This is a genomic window from Candidatus Poriferisocius sp., from assembly GCF_965214065.1.
GTDB lineage: Bacteria > Actinomycetota > Acidimicrobiia > Acidimicrobiales > Bin134 > Poriferisocius.
Genome location: NZ_CBDCAT010000027.1, coordinates 669,290 through 686,368 on the forward strand (window position 1 = coordinate 669,290; position 17,079 = coordinate 686,368).

General features: G+C 65.8%; 16 protein-coding genes. 10 read left to right on the plus strand and 6 right to left on the minus strand.

What is annotated here, in order from left to right:
- Positions 1-34 precede the first annotated feature (34 nt).
- The gene (locus ACOOGG_RS09585) at positions 35-481 is read left to right on the plus strand and encodes a VOC family protein (protein ID WP_420434628.1); all 447 of its coding nucleotides are present in this window, start codon (positions 35-37) and stop codon (positions 479-481) included.
- On the plus strand, positions 478-1,524 hold the full coding sequence (locus ACOOGG_RS09590; RefSeq protein ID WP_420434630.1) for a phosphotransferase family protein: 1,047 nt from the start codon (positions 478-480) through the stop codon (positions 1,522-1,524). The genes ACOOGG_RS09585 and ACOOGG_RS09590 overlap by 4 nt, the downstream gene beginning before the upstream one ends.
- A gap of 31 nt (positions 1,525-1,555) precedes the next feature.
- Here ACOOGG_RS09590 and ACOOGG_RS09595 read toward each other — a convergent pair whose 3' ends face one another.
- Entirely contained in the window at positions 1,556-2,731 is a 1,176-nt protein-coding gene (locus ACOOGG_RS09595) for an LLM class flavin-dependent oxidoreductase (RefSeq protein WP_420434632.1), read from the minus strand.
- A gap of 63 nt (positions 2,732-2,794) precedes the next feature.
- Between ACOOGG_RS09595 and ACOOGG_RS09600 the strand changes: the two genes are divergently transcribed.
- Genes ACOOGG_RS09600 through ACOOGG_RS09625 form a run of 6 tightly spaced genes read left to right on the plus strand, consistent with a single transcriptional unit; the run spans position 2,795 to position 9,414 of the window.
- Entirely contained in the window at positions 2,795-4,483 is a 1,689-nt protein-coding gene (locus tag ACOOGG_RS09600; protein ID WP_420434634.1) for a class I adenylate-forming enzyme family protein, read from the plus strand.
- Positions 4,473-4,889 (plus strand): hypothetical protein, encoded by a 417-nt coding sequence (locus tag ACOOGG_RS09605; RefSeq protein ID WP_420434636.1) that lies wholly within the window; start codon positions 4,473-4,475, stop codon positions 4,887-4,889. Before ACOOGG_RS09600 ends, ACOOGG_RS09605 begins: the two co-directional genes overlap by 11 nt.
- Positions 4,886-6,010: an isochorismate synthase gene (locus ACOOGG_RS09610; protein WP_420434638.1), complete on the plus strand. Its 1,125-nt coding sequence runs from the start codon at positions 4,886-4,888 to the stop codon at positions 6,008-6,010. The genes ACOOGG_RS09605 and ACOOGG_RS09610 overlap by 4 nt, the downstream gene beginning before the upstream one ends.
- Before the next feature lie 25 nt (positions 6,011-6,035).
- Positions 6,036-7,697 carry a 2-succinyl-5-enolpyruvyl-6-hydroxy-3-cyclohexene-1-carboxylic-acid synthase gene (gene menD / locus ACOOGG_RS09615; RefSeq protein WP_420434640.1) on the plus strand — a complete coding sequence of 554 codons (1,662 nt, stop codon included), beginning with the start codon at positions 6,036-6,038 and terminating at the stop codon, positions 7,695-7,697.
- Complete coding sequence (gene menH / locus ACOOGG_RS09620) at positions 7,694-8,446, plus strand: 2-succinyl-6-hydroxy-2,4-cyclohexadiene-1-carboxylate synthase (RefSeq protein ID WP_420434642.1); 753 nt, start codon at positions 7,694-7,696, stop codon at positions 8,444-8,446. The genes menD and menH overlap by 4 nt, the downstream gene beginning before the upstream one ends.
- Positions 8,431-9,414 (plus strand): mandelate racemase/muconate lactonizing enzyme family protein, encoded by a 984-nt coding sequence (locus ACOOGG_RS09625; RefSeq protein WP_420434644.1) that lies wholly within the window; start codon positions 8,431-8,433, stop codon positions 9,412-9,414. The genes menH and ACOOGG_RS09625 overlap by 16 nt, the downstream gene beginning before the upstream one ends.
- A 5-nt stretch (positions 9,415-9,419) precedes the next feature.
- On the opposite strand, the gene ACOOGG_RS09630 is transcribed toward ACOOGG_RS09625, so the two are convergent.
- Both ACOOGG_RS09630 and ACOOGG_RS09635 read right to left on the minus strand, forming a co-directional pair.
- Positions 9,420-9,782 (minus strand): hypothetical protein, encoded by a 363-nt coding sequence (locus tag ACOOGG_RS09630; protein WP_420434646.1) that lies wholly within the window; start codon positions 9,780-9,782, stop codon positions 9,420-9,422.
- Positions 9,779-10,213 carry an SRPBCC family protein gene (locus ACOOGG_RS09635; protein ID WP_420434648.1) on the minus strand — a complete coding sequence of 145 codons (435 nt, stop codon included), beginning with the start codon at positions 10,211-10,213 and terminating at the stop codon, positions 9,779-9,781. The genes ACOOGG_RS09630 and ACOOGG_RS09635 overlap by 4 nt, the downstream gene beginning before the upstream one ends.
- A gap of 45 nt (positions 10,214-10,258) precedes the next feature.
- Between ACOOGG_RS09635 and ACOOGG_RS09640 the strand changes: the two genes are divergently transcribed.
- Together ACOOGG_RS09640 and ACOOGG_RS09645 are read left to right on the plus strand one after the other, a co-directional pair.
- Positions 10,259-11,452, plus strand: a complete 1,194-nt coding sequence (locus tag ACOOGG_RS09640; protein WP_420434649.1) for an MFS transporter — start codon at positions 10,259-10,261, stop codon at positions 11,450-11,452.
- Positions 11,453-11,515: 63 nt separating this feature from the next.
- Entirely contained in the window at positions 11,516-12,742 is a 1,227-nt protein-coding gene (locus ACOOGG_RS09645) for a cytochrome P450 (protein WP_420434650.1), read from the plus strand.
- An 83-nt stretch (positions 12,743-12,825) separates the two neighbouring features.
- Here ACOOGG_RS09645 and ACOOGG_RS09650 read toward each other — a convergent pair whose 3' ends face one another.
- The 3 genes from ACOOGG_RS09650 to ACOOGG_RS09660 form a co-directional block, all read right to left on the minus strand.
- Entirely contained in the window at positions 12,826-14,091 is a 1,266-nt protein-coding gene (locus ACOOGG_RS09650) for a 30S ribosomal protein S1 (protein ID WP_420434652.1), read from the minus strand.
- A 136-nt stretch (positions 14,092-14,227) separates the two neighbouring features.
- The gene (locus tag ACOOGG_RS09655) at positions 14,228-15,559 is read right to left on the minus strand and encodes a hypothetical protein (protein WP_420434654.1); all 1,332 of its coding nucleotides are present in this window, start codon (positions 15,557-15,559) and stop codon (positions 14,228-14,230) included.
- A gap of 175 nt (positions 15,560-15,734) precedes the next feature.
- Positions 15,735-17,063 (minus strand): hypothetical protein, encoded by a 1,329-nt coding sequence (locus ACOOGG_RS09660; RefSeq protein WP_420434656.1) that lies wholly within the window; start codon positions 17,061-17,063, stop codon positions 15,735-15,737.
- Between the last annotated feature and the right edge of the window lie 16 nt (positions 17,064-17,079).

The following is a 17,079-nucleotide window of genomic DNA, read 5'->3' on the forward strand; positions in this document are numbered from 1 at the left end:
GCGGCCCTGGCCAGAACCGGTAGCCTCTCAGGTCATGCGTATGGAGCACCTCATCCACGTCAACCTCTGCGTTAGCGATCTTGACCGCTCCCTGGAGTTCTACCGGGATCTGCTCGGTGGCGTGGTAGTGGACGAGTCGGCCAAGGACCGCAGCGAATTCATGGAGAGGCAGGGGGAGACTGGCGACACGGGCCACCGGGCGGCGTTCTTGGCCTTCGGTGACAACTTTCGGGGTCCCTACATCGACCTGCTGGAGTGGAACACCCCCGACCCGGGCCGGCCGCTCACCTGGAAGAGCATCGGCATCCCCCGCATCGCGGTGGGGGTAGGAGATGTGGATGCCTTCTATGAGCGGCTGTCGGAGGCCGGGGTCGACATCCTCGGCCCGCCGGAATCGCTGAAGGTGGGCCGGTCGTCGATCAGGGCGTTCACGGTGCGAGATCCCGATGGCATCCTGATCGAATTCGCCACTCGCCAGTGACCGCGCTCACCCCTGAGCAAACTGCTGCGCTGGCCGATTGGCTCGGCCGCGGCGTGGCCGGGGTCGAGGCTCGCACCGGCGGGCTCTCTTGGGACGTGTTCACAGTGGAACTCGACGACGGCGAGCGGGTGGTGGTCAAGCGGGCGCCCTCGTACGGCACCATCGATCCCTACGACGTGCACAAGGAGGTAGCGGTGCATCAGGCGGCGGCTACAGCTGGCATCCCGGTGCCGGAGCTGCTGGGGGCGTGCGACGATGCCGGCCTGATCGGCGAGCCGTTTTTCGCCATGGCCCACGTGGACGCTGATTTCCCCCACCTCGCCCAGCTCGACGACTGGCCCGTGTGGCAGACCGAGGCCGGTCGTCGTCGGGCGGCTGAGCAGATCGTCGACGTGATGGGCAAGCTCCATCGGCTCGACTGGTCGTCGGCTGGGCTACCCGAGCTGGTTACCGGCCAACCGGGGGCCTCCGGGGCTGAGATGATGGCCGCGCTGGTCAACCGGTGGATAGGCAACGTGGAGCGCGACGTGTACTCCGAGTGGGCACCGGTGCCCATTCTGAGGGACGCGGCCCGGTTTTTGCTCGACCACGCCCCCGAGTTGCCCGAAGCGCCGCCGGTGCTCAGCCACGGTGACTACCGCATCGGCAACTTGGCCTTCCGGGGGGACGAGTTGGTGGCGGTGCTCGACTGGGAGCGGGCCGCAGTGGGGCCGCCGCTGCTCGACTTGGGCTTCTTCTGCCACCCGCTGTCTCGCCGCCGCCACCCCAAGCTGATGGGAATGCTGGTCACCTGGGACGAGCTGGCCTCCTTGTACACCGCGGCCACCGGCATCGAGCCCGACCCGAAGTGGGTCCACTACTGCATCATCTACTGGGTATTCGTCGAGTCAGCGGTGGTGCCCCGAGGATTGGCGCTGACCGTTGAGGGCAAGATGCGCTCTTGGCCCGCGTTCACCCAGATTCCCCTCAACACCGAGAACCTGGCCCACCACCTCAGCGCATGGGAGGCCGGCGACACCGGCTGGATCGAGCAGGCTCTGTGAGTCCCTCAGACCGCTAGCGACTCGAGTTCGCCTACTGCTGCTCCTGTTTGGCCGCCATCTCGGCCTCGTGGCGCTCCCGGGCCTCCTGACCGGCCGCGGCGGCCCGGCCCAAGAACTCCTCTCGGTTGGCCGCGGTCCAGGCGTGCGAACTGGTGCGCCGCCGGATCGAACCCTGGAAGCGGGGGGCCACCTCCTCGATCAACAGTTCATAGGAGCGGCGAGTGGCAGCCGGATTGGCCCAGTCGTTGCCGAACACCAGGAGTGCGCCGAAACCGCCCGACTGCTCCCACAGCCGGTCGACCAGGGCGGCCGCGTCGTCGGGGGTGCCGATCACCGCGAAGCCGCCGTCCACCATGGCCCGCACGAACTCGTCGCGGTCGTCGGTGTCGGGAGCTCCCGGCAGAGCCACCACTTCACGGAAATAGCGCACCCACGGCTCGATGCCGTGCTCGACGTCTTGGAACGCCTGCTCGGTGGTCTCCGCAATGTGGACGGGGGCCACGATCCGCCACTTGGAACGGTCGGCAGTGTGCCCGTGCTCTTCGGCCTTCATGTTCCACACGTCCCAGTGGCTGCCCAGGGCTTCGAACCCGGCGTCTGTGGTGGCGCTCATCGACAGCACCGCGCCGCCGAACTGCCCGGCACTGCGGGGACCGTTGGGCGACACTGTGGTGGCCATGCAGATATCGAACAGCGGGTCTGAATAGGGAGAGAGCTGGAGGCGGGCCTCGCGGAGCTTGAACCAGTGGGTCTCCATGGTGAGCGGCTCGTCGGAGCGCAGCAGATGGCAGATGGCCTCCATGGCCTGCTCCATCCGGGGCCGGGTCTCTTTGGGGTCCATGCCCATCATGTAGGCGTCCGACGGCAGGGCTCCGGGGCCAACTCCGAACATCACCCGGCCCTTGGTCAGATGGTCGAGCAACACCATGCGCTCGGCCACCTGGAAGGGGGTGTGGTAGGGCACCGACACCACTCCTGTCCCCAGCTTGATGCGGCTGGTGCGCTGGGAGGCGGCGGCAATCATCAGATCGGGAGAGGTGATGATCTCCCACCCGCCGGAATGGTGCTCTCCGAACCAGTGCTCGTCGAAGCCGAGGTGGTCGAGCCACTCGCACAAATCCAGATCCCGCTGGAGTTGCAGTGTCGGATTCTTCCAATGGGCATGGAACGGCGCCTGGAATATGCCGAACCGCAGACCTCCGTGCATGAGGCGAGAGGATAACGTCCCACCGATGGGCCAGCCCATAGATACTGCCGATGGGGACACGTAATGGCTGAATCCGAGGTTGTCCTCGATCGGGCCGCCTACGACTCTGCGCTGGCTGCTGATCTGATCGTCAACACCCAGTTGTCCACCTGGGAGATGCTGTGGCGCTCCGCTGAACGGGTACCCGAAAACATTGCCATCATCACCGGCGACACCCATATCAGCTACCGAGAGCTGGCCCAGCGCACACTCCGGGCCGCCGCAGCGCTGGCCGAATTGGGTGTGCAAAAGGGCAGACGGGTGGCGTTCATGTTCCATCCCAGCCCCGACTGGGCCGTGCTGCACTACGCCTTGGGGCGATTGGGGGCGATCGGCGTGCCTATCAACACCTCGTACATGGTCGCCGAGCTGGAGCACCTGTTCACCCTGGCCCAGCCGGATCTGCTGATAACCGTGGACCGGTTCCGGGGGGAGGACATGTCGGCCCGGCTGTCCCCGGTGGCGGCCCGGTTCGCCGGCATTTCTGAGACTGTGGTGTTGCCGCTGGACGAAGACGAGTGGGTGGCGCCGTCGCCAGCGCGCGACCAGGTGTTCGGTACCGCTAACTCAGAAGAGTTGGAGCCGACCAGCGAGGCGGGGGGCAGCGATCCGGCCTACATCATCTTCACTTCGGGCTCCACCGCTGCCCCCAAGCCGGCGCTGATCGCCCACCGGGGCATGGTGGGGGCGGCCACCGGCTTGCAGCACGCCCTGGGCCTGGTGCCCGAGGATCGTTTTGTGGCCTCCAATCCGGTATTCCACACCGGGGGCATCGTGTGGAACCTGACCATGCCCCATCTGGTGGGGATGACGGCGTGTTTGGTGGGGGTGTACGAGACGGGGAAGGTGCTTGGGGAGATGGAGCGGTCGAAGATCACCGTGATGGGCGCGTTCGACACGAAGCTGACCATGATGCGCAACGCCCCCGAGTACCACACGGTGGACCGCAGCTCGGTTCGGAAATGCAACGTAGGGGCCACCGGCAGCTTCCTGCGCAGCGTGCTGCCCGATTGGAACTGGGAGACGGTGGCCCAGGTGTACGGATCCACCGAGTCGGGCGGTCTGGGGTCGATCACCCCCCGGTACGAGACCGATCCCAAGGTGCGCTATGACGCCAACGGCCGGCCCATGCCGGGGATGGAGTTTGTGATCAAAGACCCCGAGACCGGGCACCGGTGCGCTCCTGATGAGCCGGGCGAGATCTGCTTTCGGGGGTGGGGCACGTTTATCGAGTACGTGGGCATGCCCGAGGCCACCACCGAGGCGTTCGACGACGAGGGTTTCTTCCACTCCGGCGATTACGGCTTCATGGACGAGGCCGGGAACCTGTACTTCAGGGGCCGCTACAAGCTGATGATCAAGACCGGCGGGGAGAACGTGTCGGAGCGCGAGGTGGAGATCTTCTGCGAGGACAATCTGGCTGCAGTGAAGTTCGCCATCGTGGTCGGGGTGCCCGACCCGCTGTGGGGAGAGGCGGTGGTGGCCTTTGTGGAACTGCACGGGGGGGCCACCGAGACCTCTGACGACCTGGTGACGGAGTGCCGGGGCCGGATCGCCAACTTCAAGATCCCCAAGCGGTTCTTCGTGGTGGAGGAGGAGGATTGGCCGCTGCTGGACTCGGGCCGTCCTGATCGCCATGAGCTGCGGGCTCGAGCGGCGGCCCTAATGGGGGCCGAAGGTGAGACGCGTTTACGCTTTGGGGATGGCAGATGAGGGCCTAAGCCGGGCCGGGCTGATCGAAGCGTCGGGCCTGGCTGCCGAGCAGGTGGATTTGGCCATCGATGCGGGGTTGCTGATTCCCGATGGATTCGGGAGGTTCAAGGAGGATGCGGTCACCATGCTGCAAGCTGGGGCGGCCCTCGTCGCAGTGGGAGTGAGCGTGCCGGACTTGGCCGCGCTGGCTGTTCGCCACGCCCGCAATGTGGAGGCGGTGGTGGACGAGGCGGTTGATCTGTTCTTGGCCGCCATGGGTACCGAGAGTTTGGACAGCGAAGACTTGGCGAATCTGTCTCCGTTGGTGGAGGCGCTGGTGCCGCAGGTGGTGGCGTTGGTGGGTGAGCACTTCCGCCGGACCTTGCTGAGCAGGGCTGCGGCCCGGTTGGCGGAGCGGGTGCAATGACACCTCTTGAGGAGTTCGCCAACTGGCCGGGCGGCGACCGGGTGTACTGGCGGGCCCCTGGTGACGAGGCTGTGGTTGGTCTGGGTGAGGCCCGTGCCGTCGAGGTGGATGGTCCTTGGCGGTTTGAAGCGGCGGCCGCGGAGGCCGCTGATCTCTTGAACGATGGGGAAGTGGCGTTTGGCGGCTTTGGGTTCGCCGATCAGCCAGGGTCGGGGGCGTGGGACGGATTTCCCAGTGGGCGGCTGGTGGTGCCGGATAAGGTTGTCCGGGGTTCGGCAGCTGGTGCTGGCAGCTCGGGCGAAGCCGGGGTGCTGCGTGTGGAGGATGGAACCCGGGCCTCGTACCGGGACGCAGTGAAGCAGGCCGCTGACGCCATCGACGCCGGTGAGTTGGCCAAGGTCGTGGTAGCTCGGGAGGTGGAGGCGGTAGGCAGCATCGATTCCTCGGTAGTGCTGGCTCGGTTGGCGAGCCGCTACGAGTCGTGTGCGGTGTTCGGTTTCGGCCGAGGGCGGTCTTGCTTCGTGGGAGCCAGCCCGGAGGTGTTGGTAGAGCTGGATGGCGACGTGGTCACCACCTGCGCAGTGGCCGGGACCGCCTCACGGGGTGCAACTCCGGCCGACGACGCCGACAACGCCGAGCGGTTGGCGTCCGATCCCAAAGAACAGGCCGAACACCGCTATGTGGTGGAGTATCTGCGAACTCGGTTGGCCTTGGCCGGCGTGGATCTGCATCCCACCGGCGATACCGTGGTCCGGACCCTGCCCGGCATCCACCACCTGAGCACGATGGTCACCGGGCGGATCGCCCCTGAGCCCGGCTTGGCCCTGCGGCTGGCGGGGGCGCTGCACCCTTCTCCGGCAGTGGGGGGCACGCCGAGCACGTTCGCTCAGCGGTGGATCGCCGAGCATGAGGGGCTCGACCGGGGGTGGTATGCCGGCCCGGTGGGGTGGATCGACCATCGGGGCTGCGGATCGTTTTATGTGGCCCTTCGGTCGGCTCTGATCGGCCCCTACGGGCTGCGGCTCATTGCCGGGGCAGGGATCGTGGCCGGGTCCGATCCCGAGCAAGAGCTGGTCGAGACGGACATCAAGCTGGCCGCAGTACTGGATGTGGTGACATGAGCAGCCCAACAGTGAGACTAGGAGCGTGACCGACTTTGCCTATCGGGCCACCGGGAGGTTCTGGGCTGAGCTGGTGGCCTGCGGGGTGACCGACGTGGTGGTGTCGCCAGGGTCCAGGTCAACTCCGCTGGCGGTGGCTGCCCGCAACCAGGAAGGACTGCGGGTTACTGTGCAACTCGACGAGCGGGTGGCCGGGTTCTGCGCCTTGGGGATGGCCAAGGCGTCGGGTCGGCCGGCCGCACTGGTGTGCACATCGGGTACAGCGGCGGCCAACTATCTCCCGGCGGTTGTAGAAGCCCATCACAGCGGCGTTCCGCTGGTGGTGTGTACCGCTGATCGCCCGCCAGAGCTTCGGGACGCGGGAGCAGGCCAGGCCATCGACCAGGTGAAGCTGTACGGGGATCACGTCCGTTGGTTCGCGGAGATGCCCTGCGATGTCGACGATCCCGCCTATTTTGCTCGCTTGGCAGTTCGGGCGGCCACCGTGGCCGGCGCGGGACCCAATTCCGGTCCGGTGCATCTGAATTGGCCATTCCGCAAGCCTCTGGAGCCCCAGGGACCGGTTCCCCGGTTCGAGCCGACCGTGGGTCAACCGATTGAGCCGGTTCAGCCCCTTGTGGAGGCCGATGTGGATGCGGTGGGCCGGCTGGCCGGCCGCCGGGGTCTCATCGTGGCCGGCACGCTGGACGTGGACGATGTCGAGGCCGAAGCCATCGTCGGCTTCGCTGAGGCATCGGGCTGGCCGGTGGTGGCCGATGCCGGATCGCAGTTGCGGGGCCGGGGGCCACTGGTGTTGGACGGAGCGGAGTGGGTCCTGGGCAATTCCGCGCCGCCGCCCGATGTTCTGGTGCGCATCGGCGGCCCGCCCAGCAACCGGGCGGTCATCGACTTTGTGGCGGCGTGCGGAGCTGCCGATCGGCTGTTGGTGGATTCCCGTCGCCGATGGGAGGACCCTTCGTTCGGGTGGACCGCCGCGTTGGCCTCTGATCCGGCGACCCTTTTGATGATGGCCACCGATTGGATGACCTCGGCTGATGATGCCTGGGCCGTGGCCTGGGTCGAGGCATCCGCCGATGCATGGGACCGGGTTGGGGCAGTCTTGAACTGCGCTGATCTGCTGGAGCCGTTGCTGGCGGCCACTCTGCTGCGGTCGCTGCCCGTAGAGGTGCCGCTGTATGTGTCCAGCAGCATGCCGGTTCGGGATGTGACGTCATTCTGGCCTCCAGACGCCCTGCCGCGACGGGTGCTGGTCAACCGGGGGGCCAACGGCATCGACGGCGTGGTGTCGTCGGCTTTGGGGGCAGCCCTGGCCCTCGACCAGCCCGTTGCGGCTTTGGTCGGCGATGTGGCGCTGCTGCACGACATCGGCGGGTTGCTGGCCGCGGCCCTAGCTGATGCCGACCTCACTTTGGTGGTGCCCAACAACGACGGTGGCGGCATCTTCTCGCTCTTGCCAGTGGCCGACGGCGGGTCCGAGGTTCATTTCGAGGAGCTGTTCCATACCCCCCACGGCGCTTCGCTGGGAGATGTGGCCAGCGGGCTAGGCGTCACCTATCTCCGGGTCGAACAGGCTGATGAGCTGGCCGATGCCGTCTACCAGGCTTCGGGGGTGACGGTGATTGAGGTGCCCATAGACCACGATGCCGCCATGAAGCAGCGCCAGCAGCTTGCCGATCTGGCCGAATGAGCGCAACGGCAACCGTGGCCCTGCACGGATTTACCGGATCGGCCGGAACCATGGCCCCGCTCACCAGCCGGTTGCCCGACCCGGTGTTGGCCCTTGATCTACCCGGCCACGGACCAGTGCCGATCTCCGAAGACCCGGCCGATTACACCATGGCCGCCGCGGTAGCCGGTGTGGTCGACGCCACCGCTCACCTCCAACGGTTCGCCTTGGTGGGTTATTCAATGGGCGGCCGGGTCGCGCTTCACGTTGCCCTCTCCCATCCCGACCGAATTGCCGCCTTGGCCCTCATCGGGGCCCGAGCAGGTATCGACGACACCGCCGAGCGGGCCCAGCGTATTGCCGCCGACGAGGCATTGGCCGACCAGGTCGAATCGGAGGGCATTGAGTGGTTCGCCGACTACTGGGCCGCCCGCCCTCTGTTCGCCACCCAGCGCCATCGGCTGTCGGTCGAGCAGCGAGCCGAGCTTCGAGTCCAGCGGTTGGAGTGCGATCCCCGAGGCCTGGCCCTCAGCCTGCGGGGCATGGGGGCCGGAGCGGTCAAGCCCATCGGGTGCCGGTTGGGGGAGCTGTCCATGCCCTGCGCCCTCATTGTCGGCGAAGACGACACCAAGTTCGCCGCCATCGCCCATGACATGGCCGCAGTTATGCCCCAGGCCGATGTCTGTTTGATTCCCGACGCCGGCCATGCCGCCCACCTAGAAGCCCCCGATGCAGCCGCGGCTGCGGTAATCCAATGCGTGTCGAGCTGATAGAAGTCACGCTCAAGCTTTGCCAGTCGGTGATGACTGGCCGGGGACCCATCACTCAAAGAGATGGAGTGCTGGTGCGGGTTGACGGCGGCGGCGTTGCTAGCTGGGGGGAGGCTATGCCCCTGCCGGGATGGCCCGGGGCCGATCTGTCGGCCACCCGAAAGGCATTGGAGGCGTGGGCCACTGATCCCGACCCCGGAAACCTGCCCTCCGAGCGGTTTGCCCACGGCGCGGCCGAGTTGGCCCTGCTCGATCTGGAGGCCCGGCTCACCGGTCGAACCCAGGCAGAGGTGCTGGCTGACACTGGACCAGTGGCCCACTTGGTGGAGTTGAACGCCCTGGTCAGCGACGCTCGCGCCGCGGCTGCTGCGGTAGTCGATGGTTACCGCACGGTGAAGCTGAAGGTGGGAGCGTCTGATCTAGATGAGGAAATGGCCGCGGTATCCGCGGTGCGCAGCGCCATCGGTGCAGACACTCGACTGCGTCTCGACGCCAACGGAGCGTGGACCGTGGACCAAGCGGTCGGCGCGTTGATAGAGCTTGAACAGTACGACATCGAGTACATCGAGGAGCCGGTGGTTGGCATCGAGGCTCTGGCCCAAGTAGCTGAGCAGTCCCCAATCCCGGTGGCTGTGGACGACAGCCTGAGTTCAGCTCGGGACCAAGTCCCCGCATCCATTGCTGTGGTGGTGGTCAAGCCCATGGCCCTAGGCGGGCCCCGCACCGCCTACGCCGCCGCGCATCGCTGGATCGACCAGGGTCGCAAAGTAGTAGTCACCAATTACCTCGACTCCGCCATCGGCCAACACGCCGCTATGAGCCTCGCCGCCGCCCTCTCTGTCGCCCCGCAAGTCCACGGTGCCATCACCCCCGCGCTGTTCACCAACGACATCGCCGTTCTGCCGCCAATTGCCAACGGCCACTGCCTTCTTCCCAGCCACAGCCCCATCCCGGGCGAATTGGGTTAGGCCGACTAGGGCTCCCAGACCACGGTGTCGGTGTTGGCGTCGATGATGATGCGGTTGTCTAGCGGTTGGTCGAGGGTGATGGCCTCGGTCTGCTGGAGACCGGAGCGCTGGCACTCTTCGTTGATGACCAGGGCGTAGACCGCGATCTCAATCTGGGTGATGCCATAGTCGATCTCAGCGTCGCTGAACTCCTCGCACTCGGTGCCCCAGTAGCGGACGGTGAGGGTGCGATCGTCATCAGCCACCTCCACGTTGTTGATGATGCGAATCTCCCGGGGCGGTCCCTGAGGAAGCTCCTTGGTCTTGGTAGTGCAGCCCGCGGCCAGCAGTACCAAGGTCACTAGTAGGGCGATTCGGCGAAAGCTCACGATTGCTCGGCCCGAGCCGCCACCATCTCCACCGCTCGGCTGATGGACTCGTGGGCCAGCCGATTCCAGTCGGCGGCCACCACGGGGTCGGGGTCCTCAGTCCACCCCTGCCAGGTAATCAGCGCTCCGTTGCCGTGGTCGCTGGGGGCCACTTCGGTGAGCGCCTCATAGTGGGCTACCGGTGCCCCCGACACCATGCGGTAGCGCCGCTTGCGGGGGATCTCGAGCTCCATGCACACTTCGTGCAGTTCGTAGTCCTGGAGCTTGAACACCACCAGCGCGCCCGGTCCATGGGGGGGCGGATCGCCCAACCGGGCGTAGGTGGGCGCATCATCAGGCCCGCCGATCAACCCCAGCAGCGCGGTGAATATCGACTCTGGCGATGCCTGGACTTCCCTGTCGATCCGGTAGTGCTCCCGGTGGCGTTCCACACTCTGATCATGCCACCCGGCAGAGCGGGGCAATACCGTCGAGATGTGGGACTCCGGCGGTCACAGCTCGTGGTGGTGTGGCTGATCGGCGCTGCGGTCATCCTTCCCAACGCCTCCATCGCCCCGGCCATCCCAGATATCGCCGACGCCTTCGGGATATCCGACCAGACCTCGGTGTTCATCTTGATGACTGCCCACGCCCCCGGCCTGTTCATGGCCTCGGTGATCGGCGTGGCTGCCGACCGCTACGGCCGTCGTCGAATCATCGTGCCCTGTTTGCTGCTGTTCGGGCTGGCGGGGCTGGTCATCATGGCGTCGACCAACCTGGCCATGCTGCTGACCTTCCGGTTCATCCAGGGGCTGGGCTCCTCGGGCTTTCTGAGCCTGGCGCTGGTGATCATCGGGGACAATTACCAAGGGGTGGAGCGCACCCGGATCATCGGTCAAAACGCCCTGGCAATGAACCTCAGCGTGGCGCTGTTGCCTGCTGCCGGGGGCTTGCTCACCGAGCTGTTCGGCTGGCGGGGACCATTCGCCATGCACGCTGCCACCATCGTGCTGGCCTTGTTCGCAGCCACTTTGCTGCCCCCCGACGAGCGCCGGACACCCCAGCCGTTGCGCCACCAGCTCCGCCAGGCCCGTCCCCACCTGATGCGGCGCGAAGTTGGAGTTCTGTTGCTGGTGGCACCCTTCACATTCCTGGTGTTCTTCGCCGTGGGAATCACCACCATGCCCATTCACCTGGAGAACGAGTTCAGAGCCTCAGCCGGGATCCGCGGCGTAATCCAGTCGCTGCCCGCGGTGACAGCGGGATTGATTGCGTTGAGCATGGGACGAATCGCCGCTCGCCATTCCATCTCGACGATGGTGAGGGCCGGCTACATCGGGTTCGTGATCTGCCTGACCGGAATGGCGCTGTCGCCCTCGCTGGCGGTGATCATCGCCCCCGTGCTGGTGCTGGGAGCTGCCGACCAGTTGGTGGTGGTCCCCCTGCAAAGCCGAGCTGCCTCGTTGGCCCCCGAAGAACACCGAGCGGTGATGGTGGCAGCCTGGGGCACCGCCATCCGCATCGGCCAGGTCAGCGGGCCCGCTGTTGTGGCCGGCCTGCTCGCCGTTGGCGACACCCGCCTCGTGCTTTGGGCCGGAGCCGCCCTGTCAGCGGTCATGCTCATCTTCATCACCCTCGTCCGCCCCTACATCGACCGCGACCCGGAATTTCGTCTTTGTGGGGGGAAGTGAAAGCGAAAGATAGGCTTTCCAGTCGGCGGGCGATCCTGCTCTCGTTATATCTTTGCCCTCACTATGAGCGCCGATCCTGAGCAGATCATCGCCGACATCGTCGACCCGGAGACGCGGGGTAATCTCTACCCCCACTATCACGCTTTGCGTGAGGCCGCCCCGATCCACAAGACCCACAACGCCGTCTTTCACGAGGCGTGGGTGTTCACCCGCCACGCCGACGCCGAGCAGCTCCTGCGAAACCCCAAGGCCATCAGCGACCGGCGCACCACTGAGATGTACAACGTGGGAGCGGGGGGCACCGAGTACTACGACATGATGAAGCGGATGCTGCTGTGGCTGGACCCGCCCGACCACCAGCGCATCCGCTCGATGGTGGCCCGGGTCTTCACTCCCCGAGCAGTGGAGAAGATCAAGCCGGCCATCAACGACGTGGTGACCGGCCTGCTCGACGCGGTGGCTGACGACGGCCACATGGACGTGGTGAGCCAGTTCGCCTACCCGCTGCCGGTGCATGTGATCTGCGAGATGCTGGGCATCCCCCGCAGCGACATTCCCGGCATCGAGCAGTGGATGTGGGACTTCGCCCGCCGGGGCGACATTGCCGCGCTGAGCGATGAGGTGATCGCAAACGGCGAAAAAGCCGTGCGGGGGTTCACCGAGTACTTCACCCAGCTGGCCGCCGAGCGCCGGGCCAACCCCGGCGGCGACCTGATGACCAAGCTGGTCACCGTGGAAGACGAGCGGGGCCCGCTCACCGACCAGGAGATCGTCCCCACCTGCGTAATCCTGCTCCAAGCCGGCCACGAGACCACCGCCGACATCATCGGCAACGCCACCAAGGCGCTGTTGGAGAACCCCGGCGAGCTGGAGCGATTGCAGGCTGCTCCCGAGATGATCGACGACGGCTTCGAGGAACTGCTGCGCTACGACAGCTCAGTGCAGATCAACCACCGGGTCCTGGCCACCGAGTTGGAGGTGGCCGGCCAAACCTTCCCCGAGGGCGACCTGTGCGTGGTCATGCTGGGGGCGTGCAACCGCGATCCCGAGGCGTTTGCCGACCCCGACCGGCTAGATCTCACCCGCGACGCCAGCCAGCACAACGGCTTCGGCCTGGGGGCCTACTACTGCCTGGGCTCATCGCTGGCCCGAGCCGAGGCCATTGCCGCGCTTGACGCCCTAGTCCAGCGGTTCCCCACCCTGGAACTGGATCCCGACAAGCCCGCTCCAATGTACCGCCCCACCCTGGTGCTCCACGGCCACGAACACCTCCACGTCCGCTGGAACTGACAGAGTCTCATCTGGGAAATAGCGATCGCAGCCGGTGGCCTACCCCGACCCCGCCAGACAGGGTCACAAAGCCTTCTCGAGCGTCAGCCGGCGATGGCCTGTGAGATGGAGAGGTCGACTCGGCGGCGTTTTCGGTCTACGGCCAGAACTTTTACCCAGACCTCTTCGCCGGGGAGGACGATCTCTTCGGGGTGGTACACCCGGTATTCGGCCATCTCGGTGATATGGACTAGGCCCTCGATGTCGTCGGCCACGGCCACGAAGGCGCCGAAGTCGACCAGGCGGGTCACCCGGCCAGTTATCACCGCGCCTACTTCGAGTTGGCCCAGCGGGTCGGCTGTGAGCTTCATGGTGAGGTTCACCCGCTGCTTGGGCTTTTGGATCGACTTGACCCGCACCTGCACCTCGTCGCCCACGCTCACCACCTCGCTGGGGTGCTGCACCCGCTTCCAGGCCATCTCGGTGGTGTGGACCAGGCCCCGCACGCCGTTGATGTCCACAAAGGCCCCGAAGTCTTGGAGGTCCACCACCTTGCCGGTGTACTCGTCGCCCGCCGACATGGTCTCCATGAACGCCTTGGCCGCCTTGCGCTGCTCAGCCCGTACCACCGCCTTGCGAGACAAAACCAGGCGGCCCGACACCTGATCTGCCTCCACCACCTTGCACTGCACTTCCCGCCCGACCAGCGCCTGGAGGTTCTCCACCGGCTCCACGTCGATCAGCGATGACGGGATGAAACCTCTTACTCCCACATCGCATGAAAGCCCGCCCTTGACCACCGCGGTGATGGTGCCGGTGACCGCCTCGTTGGCCGCGGCTGCTCGGGCTACGTTCACCCAGGCGATCTGCTGCATGGCCCACAGCCGGGACAGCACGATGCGGCCCTTGTGGTCTTCGCGCACCAGCACGGCGGCGTTGATGACCTCGCCTAGCACGCACTCCCGAGTCAGATCGACAGCCGGGTCGTCGCCCCAGTAGCGCTGGCTGATGACTCCGATCCGACCGCCGCCCAAATCCAGCTCTATCTCATGGGTGGCCTTCGTCTTGACCGACCCCGACACGATGGTTCCCCCCGTCAACCCGTCCACCGTGGCCGCCGCCGGCTCCCCAGGTGGGGCTTCAGGCTTGGGCTCTGATGCTGTTTTGTCAGTTTCTCCCGTTGGTTCGGCTTCGGCGACTGGCTCGGGTTCTTCGGTTGCGGCTTCGGCGACTGGCTCTGGTTCTTCGGTTGCGGCTTCGGGTTCGGTGGTCTCTGGTTTGGGTTCTTCTACGACAGCCTCAGGCTCCGCGGCAGGTTCCGGCTCAACCTCGGCGGTCTCGGATTCCACGGTGGTCTCCGCCTCAGACATAGGAGCATTAACCCTAATGGCCTCAATCAGAGCATCGACAAAGGAAAGCCGGTCAGGCTTCCGCTAGCCGGCCACCACCGGAGCCATAACCCCCATGGATTCGATCGAGAGGCCGATGTAGCTGATGCCTCGGGTGTTACTGGCGGTGGCGCCGACCTCCGGGGGGTGTTAGGTGGTTTTGGATCTGGGTCTGCGGGTTCATGGCTTGTTCGCATTGGTTCTGGTGTCGGGCTGGGGTGTCGTGTGTGCAGTAGTGCTCCACGGTTTGTATGTCCAGCACTGTGGCGCTGGCCCCTGCTTTGCGGCAGGGGTGTATCTGGGGTTCGTGGGGCTGTTTGGCGCGGGTGTTGTAGCCGTCGGTGTGGAAGTCGGGGGGGCTTATCGGATCGGCGATGACCCGGTCTCCGGTGGTAATGGGTCCGATGTCGCCGTTCCACAGCGTCCAGGTTTCGTCGTCGAAGCGGACCTGGGGGTAGGGCAGGTCTAGCCTGACGGGGAGCGGCTGGCCGTCGGGGCCGGTGTGCTTCCACGAGTCTCCCCACAGCGCTGACTGCGGCGCCGAGGCTGCTGTGGGGTACAGGTATACGCACTTTTGTTCCAAGTCGTAGTTTGGCGGCACGGACTCTATCGACACAATCCCCACCAGTGTGGACAGTTCTAGCTCCATGTCGGGGTGGTAGGGGTGCATGTCGAAAAGCGGTGGCGGCGGCAGCTCTGCCACAGGAGGCGGGTCGCCGGGGCCCAGGCGTTGGGCGGGCGCCTCGGCAGCGGGGGCGAGGCCTTGTTGTTCCAGCAGGTCCCGCTGGTTCCATGGCCTCGTGTCCTCCACGCAGATGCGCTCAAGTTCTTGTCCTTGGTGCCATACCCACTCTGGCGGCCTGTTTGAGCAGAGCCACTCCACCGACGTCCAAAAACCCCAGGGACTTGCGATACCGTGGGCAGGGCAGGCATTCCAGAAGAGATGCAGCTCGTGGGGCTCCTTGTCCCCGATATCTTCAAGTAGCGGGTCTGAGGACACAATGACTCGGTCGCCGTGGGCGATCGGGATGTCGTCGTAGTCGTCCCACAGCTCCGGGTTCCACAGCGTCTGGTTGTCCTCGTCGAAGCGCACCTCGGGATAGAGCAGCGACAACGCCAGGCGCCTTCCCTCCCATATCGCCAACGAGTCGTCCCCGAACCCCGCCGAGAAATTGGTGAGATATGCGCAAGGCGGCTCTATAGACACGATCCCGTGCAAAAAGAAACTCGACGGGCCCATCCGTTCGGGGTAGTCCACCCGCATGCCCGCCAGCGGCGGCCGCGGCCAACCCACGCCATCCCACAGGTCACCCTCATGACCCACCGCCCCCGACCCCTCGGGCGGTCCGGGGGTTGCCGTCGCCGACATAATAGCCGACGGCCGGGCCACATCCGCCTGCTGGTCCGCTCCGCCCTGTTCGGCTTCAGCCGATGCCGGCGGCGGCTCCACAGCTGCTTGTTGCCCCGACGAGCAGCCTGCAGCGGCCAGCGCCAAGCACAGCGACACAATTCCCCACCGCGCTGCCCACTCACCCCACAGCCCCTTGAGACGCGGTACAGGGCTCCTTCTGTTGCTGAACCTGCAGTTTTGATCTCGCCCGATCACAAGGAGTCTCCCGTAGCCTTCACGAAGCTGTCAGCGTGACCGGCTCGGTGAGCACATCCACGCCCAGGAAGGCCTCGACTTCCCCGATCGCCGAGAACGTCACCGTCTTGCCTCCCGATGTGCAATTGTTCCTGTCGGAGGTGCCCGCCATGATCCCGTAGGCCGTTCCACCCCTATAGAACGGTCCTCCGCTGTCGCCTCTGCAGCCTCTCAGGAATTGGCCCTCTACTTTCACGAAAACGGAGTCGCAGACCACTATTGCACCGGCGGAGTTGCGGCATGGAGCATTCGCCCATTTGAGCATGTGGTTGATGCTGGTGACCCGGCCGCAGGATGTCTTGCTGTTCTTGCCGGTGTGGCAAACGAAGTCGTCTTGCATGTTGGCGCGGGCCTCGGTCCTGGTCACATCACAGGAAGGTGTGGGGTAGCTGGCAGGATCGCGGCACAAGAAGTCGTCAAGCACGTAGTGGGACCCGCTGGCAGGTGTGGGAATACTGTGGAACTGGGCGTCGGCGGTAGCACTCAGCCAGCCGTAAACGAACGGCAACTCCACACCATTCATGCTGAACGGTACGGTTTCGGTTGGAAGATCATTGCCGCAGTGACCGGCGGTGATGATGCCGTAGTCGTAGCCACCGCCGTTGCTCCGGCGGGCTGTGAACCCCGATGTGCAATTGACGATCCCAGACACTTTATCCCCGCCTTGGAAGTTCGCCGCTGGGGCGATGTCGCGGCCGTCGGCGACAGTAAAGGCCACCTCGATGTGGTCTTGGAGCAGTTCTGCGACCACGGACGCGCTTTGCTCGAAGCCCAGTTCAGACACTGTGCCCAGCGGGCCGACATCGGAAGCCAGCCCGGGGTCTATGCCGACGCGAACCGCGTTGCCCGCCATGTCGGTCTCCAAGAACGTGACCACCTCGGCCACGCCCGAGCCCACCCCGGCGCCCTCGATGTCGCCCGGCGCGCCGGGCCCGGCCTGCCCAACAGCGCCGGTGCTGCCCAGCGCTCCGCTGCCGACGGAAGGATGTTGAGCGGCGAAGAGCTCTTCTGAAAGACCGCGCTGTGCGGCCTGGAGCTCGGCGTAGCTGTGCTGGGCGCCGGTGCGGATCTCCACATCGCCGTGAGCGTCGGCCACAGCAGCCGCCTCATTACCAGCCGGCTGGTCGCCGGTGAGTAGCACCCAGCCGCCGAAGCCGCCTCGGTGGTCGATGCCCCACCCCGCCACCCGTGCCGTCTCAAAGCCGCGGATCGACGCCAGAATCTCCTGGATCGCCCCGATGCGCCCCAGGCGGCGGCTGGCTTCCGCGTGCGACACCGAGTACTCCAACGCATACGACGAAACTGCCACATCCACCGACTGTGCA